Source organism: Alteromonas gracilis (genome assembly GCF_002993325.1).
In the GTDB taxonomy this organism is placed as follows: Bacteria; Pseudomonadota; Gammaproteobacteria; order Enterobacterales; family Alteromonadaceae; genus Alteromonas; species Alteromonas gracilis.
Genome location: NZ_PVNO01000018.1, coordinates 1 through 4,944 on the forward strand (window position 1 = coordinate 1; position 4,944 = coordinate 4,944).

Consider the following 4,944-nt stretch of genomic DNA (forward strand, 5'->3'; position numbering starts at 1 on the left):
CAAAAGCCTAAAGCTTCTTGGGCGTTGTATGGTTAAGCCTCTCGGGCAATTAGTACAGGTTAGCTTAACGCCTTACAACGCTTCCACACCCTGCCTATCAACGTCATCGTCTATAACAACCCTTCCAGACCTTAAAGGTCAGGGATGACTCATCTTTGGGCCGGCTTCCCGCTTAGATGCTTTCAGCGGTTATCCGTTCCGAACATAGCTACCGGGCAATGCCATTGGCATGACAACCCGAACACCAGCGGTTCGTCCACTCCGGTCCTCTCGTACTAGGAGCAGCTCCCATCAATCATCCAACGCCCACACCAGATAGGGACCGAACTGTCTCACGACGTTCTAAACCCAGCTCGCGTACCACTTTAAATGGCGAACAGCCATACCCTTGGGACCGACTTCAGCCCCAGGATGTGATGAGCCGACATCGAGGTGCCAAACACCGCCGTCGATATGAACTCTTGGGCGGTATCAGCCTGTTATCCCCGGAGTACCTTTTATCCGTTGAGCGATGGCCCTTCCATACAGAACCACCGGATCACTATGACCTACTTTCGTACCTGCTCGACGTGTCTGTCTCGCAGTTAAGCTAGCTTATGCCATTGCACTAACCTCACGATGTCCGACCGTGATTAGCTAACCTTCGTGCTCCTCCGTTACTATTTGGGAGGAGACCGCCCCAGTCAAACTACCCACCAGACACTGTCCACAATCCCGATAAGGGACCAATGTTAGAACATCAAACATACAAGGGTGGTATTTCAAGGACGGCTCCACACAATCTAGCGACTGTGCTTCAAAGCCTCCCACCTATCCTACACATGTAGGTTCAATGTTCAGTGCCAAGCTGTAGTAAAGGTTCACGGGGTCTTTCCGTCTAGGTGCGGGTACACAGCATCTTCACTGCGATTTCAATTTCACTGAGTCTCGGGTGGAGACAGCGTGGCCATGGTTACACCATTCGTGCAGGTCGGAACTTACCCGACAAGGAATTTCGCTACCTTAGGACCGTTATAGTTACGGCCGCCGTTTACCGGGGCTTCGATCAAGAGCTTCGTCCGAAAACTAACCCCATCAATTAACCTTCCGGCACCGGGCAGGTGTCACACCCTATACGTCCTCTTACGAGTTTGCAGAGTGCTGTGTTTTTAATAAACAGTCCCAGCCACCTGGTCACTGCGGCCCCCATTTGCTTACCACGCGAAGTGTTCACAAACAGGGGCGTACCTTCTCCCGAAGTTACGGTACAATTTTGCCGAGTTCCTTCACCCGAGTTCTCTCAAGCGCCTTAGTATTCTCTACCTGACCACCTGTGTCGGTTTGGGGTACGGTTCATATAATCATAAGTTTAGAAGCTTTTCCTGGAAGCAGGGCATCAACAACTTCACTCCCTTGGGAGCTCGTCTCGCGTCTCAGCTTTAAGAATCCGGATTTACCTAAATTCTCGGCCTACTCGCTTTCACTTGGACAACCAACGCCAAGCTTGCCTAGCCTTCTCCGTCCCTCCATCACTGATTATATAAGTACGGAAATATTAATCCGTTTCCCATCGACTACGCATTTCTGCCTCGCCTTAGGGGCCGACTTACCCTGCCCTGATTAGCATGGGACAGGAAACCTTGGTCTTCCGGCGTGGGAGTTTTTCACTCCCATTATCGTTACTCATGTCAGCATTCGCACTTGTGATATGTCCAGCAAGCTTTACAACTCACCTTCATCCACTTACACAACGCTCCCCTACCCAGCAAGTAAACTTGCTGCCGCAGCTTCGGTATATTGCTTAGCCCCGTTACATCTTCCGCGCAGGCCGACTCGACTAGTGAGCTATTACGCTTTCTTTAAAGGGTGGCTGCTTCTAAGCCAACCTCCTAGCTGTCTGTGCCTTCCCACATCGTTTCCCACTTAGCAATATTTTGGGACCTTAGCTGGCGGTCTGGGTTGTTTCCCTCTCCACGACGGACGTTAGCACCCGCCGTGTGTCTCCCGGATAGTTCTCATTGGTATTCGGAGTTTGCAAAGGGTTGGTAAGTCGGGATGACCCCCTAGCCTTAACAGTGCTCTACCCCCAATGGAATTCGTCCGAGGCTCTACCTAAATAGATTTCGGGGAGAACCAGCTATCTCCCGGTTTGATTGGCCTTTCACCCCCAGCCACAGGTCATCCCCTAACTTTTCAACGTTAGTGGGTTCGGTCCTCCAGTTGATGTTACTCAACCTTCAACCTGCCCATGGCTAGATCACCGGGTTTCGGGTCTATACCTAGCAACTAAACGCGCAGTTAACACTCGCTTTCGCTACGGCTCCGTTATTCACTTAACCTCGCTACTAAATATAAGTCGCTGACCCATTATACAAAAGGTACGCAGTCACACCACGAAGGTGCTCCCACTGCTTGTACGTATACGGTTTCAGGTTCTATTTCACTCCCCTCACAGGGGTTCTTTTCGCCTTTCCCTCACGGTACTGGTTCACTATCGGTCAGTTAGGAGTATTTAGCCTTGGAGGATGGTCCCCCCATATTCAGTCAAGATAACACGTGTCCCGACCTACTCGATTTCACTGTAAAGATTGCGTCGTGTACAGGGCTATCACCTTGTATCGCTCCTCTTCCCAAAGGATTCCACTACATTCAATACAGCTTAAGGGCTGTTCCCCGTTCGCTCGCCGCTACTAGGGGAATCTCAATTGATTTCTTTTCCTAAGGGTACTTAGATGTTTCAGTTCCCCTCGTTCGCCTCGTTACGCTATGTATTCACGTAACGATACCTGTAAACAGGTGGGTTTCCCCATTCGGACATCTGTGGCTCAAATGCATTTTGTCGGCTCACCACAGCTTTTCGCAGACTTACACGTCCTTCATCGCCTCTAACTGCCAAGGCATCCACCGTATACGCTTCGTCACTTAACCATACAACCCCAAACAGCCTTTTGACTTCTGTCTAAGTTATGTCGCATGAATGACAAGCTAATCGGAAGAATTGCCTTGCTATCAATAAATTGATAACAAGCAATTCAGTCAAGTAGAGTAAAAAGTACGTCTTTCGACTTCTCAGTTACTCAATTTTGATTGATTACTATTAATATCAGCTTTCCAAATTGTTAAAGAGCATTAGTGTTTCTAAAAACACTAATCAATGAATGTGATCATTAATTAGCACTCTATATTGAAACATCTAGGTTTCACTTCTTTAGCGAGCAGATTAACTGTCAGGAAGGTTCCCTTCCGGTAAAGCAGTTAATCGCGACACTCGCGAAGCGAGTCTTTATATAAACAAAACAATCTGTGTAGGCACTGCATCAAGTGCGTCTATCGACGTAATGGTAAGGAGGTGATCCAACCCCAGGTTCCCCTAGGGTTACCTTGTTACGACTTCACCCCAGTCATGAAACACAAAGTGGTAATCGTCCTCCCGAAGGTTAGACTAACTACTTCTTTTGCATCCCACTCCCATGGTGTGACGGGCGGTGTGTACAAGGCCCGGGAACGTATTCACCGCAGTATTCTGACCTGCGATTACTAGCGATTCCGACTTCATGGAGTCGAGTTGCAGACTCCAATCCGGACTACGACATTCTTTAAGGGGTCCGCTCCACATCACTGTCTCGCTTCCCTCTGTAAATGCCATTGTAGCACGTGTGTAGCCCTACACGTAAGGGCCATGATGACTTGACGTCGTCCCCACCTTCCTCCGGTTTGTCACCGGCAGTCTCCTTAGAGTGCCCAACTGAATGCTGGCAACTAAGGACAAGGGTTGCGCTCGTTGCGGGACTTAACCCAACATCTCACGACACGAGCTGACGACAGCCATGCAGCACCTGTGTCTGAGTTCCCGAAGGCACCAATCTATCTCTAGAAAGTTCTCAGCATGTCAAGTGTAGGTAAGGTTCTTCGCGTTGCATCGAATTAAACCACATGCTCCACCGCTTGTGCGGGCCCCCGTCAATTCATTTGAGTTTTAACCTTGCGGCCGTACTCCCCAGGCGGTCTACTTATCGCGTTAGCTTCGCTACGCACGCCTTAAAGGCACACACAGCTAGTAGACAGCGTTTACGGTGTGGACTACCAGGGTATCTAATCCTGTTCGCTACCCACACTTTCGCACATGAGCGTCAGTCTTTGGCCAGGGAGTCGCCTTCGCCACTGATGTTCCTCCAGATATCTACGCATTTCACCGCTACACCTGGAATTCCACTCCCCTCTCCAAGACTCTAGTCTGCCAGTTCTAAATGACCATCCCAGGTTGAGCCCGGGGCTTTCACATCTAGCTTAACAAACCGCCTGCGTGCGCTTTACGCCCAGTAATTCCGATTAACGCTCGCACCCTCCGTATTACCGCGGCTGCTGGCACGGAGTTAGCCGGTGCTTCTTCTGTTGTTAACGTCACGGCTAGCAGGTATTAACTACTAACTTTTCCTCACAACTGAAAGTGCTTTACAACCCGAAGGCCTTCTTCACACACGCGGCATGGCTGCATCAGGGTTTCCCCCATTGTGCAATATTCCCCACTGCTGCCTCCCGTAGGAGTCTGGGCCGTGTCTCAGTCCCAGTGTGGCTGATCTTCCTCTCAGAACAGCTAGAGATCGTCGCCTTGGTAAGCCGTTACCTTACCAACTAGCTAATCTCACTTGGGCCTCTCTTTGCGCCGGAGCCGAAGCCCCGTTTGGTCCGAAGACATTATGCGGTATTAGCAGTCGTTTCCAACTGTTATCCCCCTCGCAAAGGCAAGTTCCCAAGCATTACTCACCCGTCCGCCACTCGTCATCTTCTAGCAAGCTAGAAATGTTACCGTTCGACTTGCATGTGTTAGGCCTGCCGCCAGCGTTCAATCTGAGCCATGATCAAACTCTTCAATTAAAATATATCGAAATATGAATCGTCGTTGTGACACTCTTAACGAGTGCCCACACAGATTGTCTTGTCTAAATTGTTAAAGAACGTAGCAGC

2 rRNA genes are annotated in these 4,944 nt (G+C 49.8%); both read right to left on the reverse strand.

Annotated elements, in window-relative coordinates:
• Nucleotides 1-28 precede the first annotated feature (28 nt).
• Nucleotides 29-2,907: ribosomal RNA gene (locus C6Y39_RS05295) — 23S ribosomal RNA — on the reverse strand.
• A 414-nt stretch (nucleotides 2,908-3,321) separates the two neighbouring features.
• A 16S ribosomal RNA gene (locus C6Y39_RS05300) occupies nucleotides 3,322-4,854 on the reverse strand.
• The 16S and 23S rRNA genes sit together here, the layout of an rRNA operon.
• Between the last annotated feature and the right edge of the window lie 90 nt (nucleotides 4,855-4,944).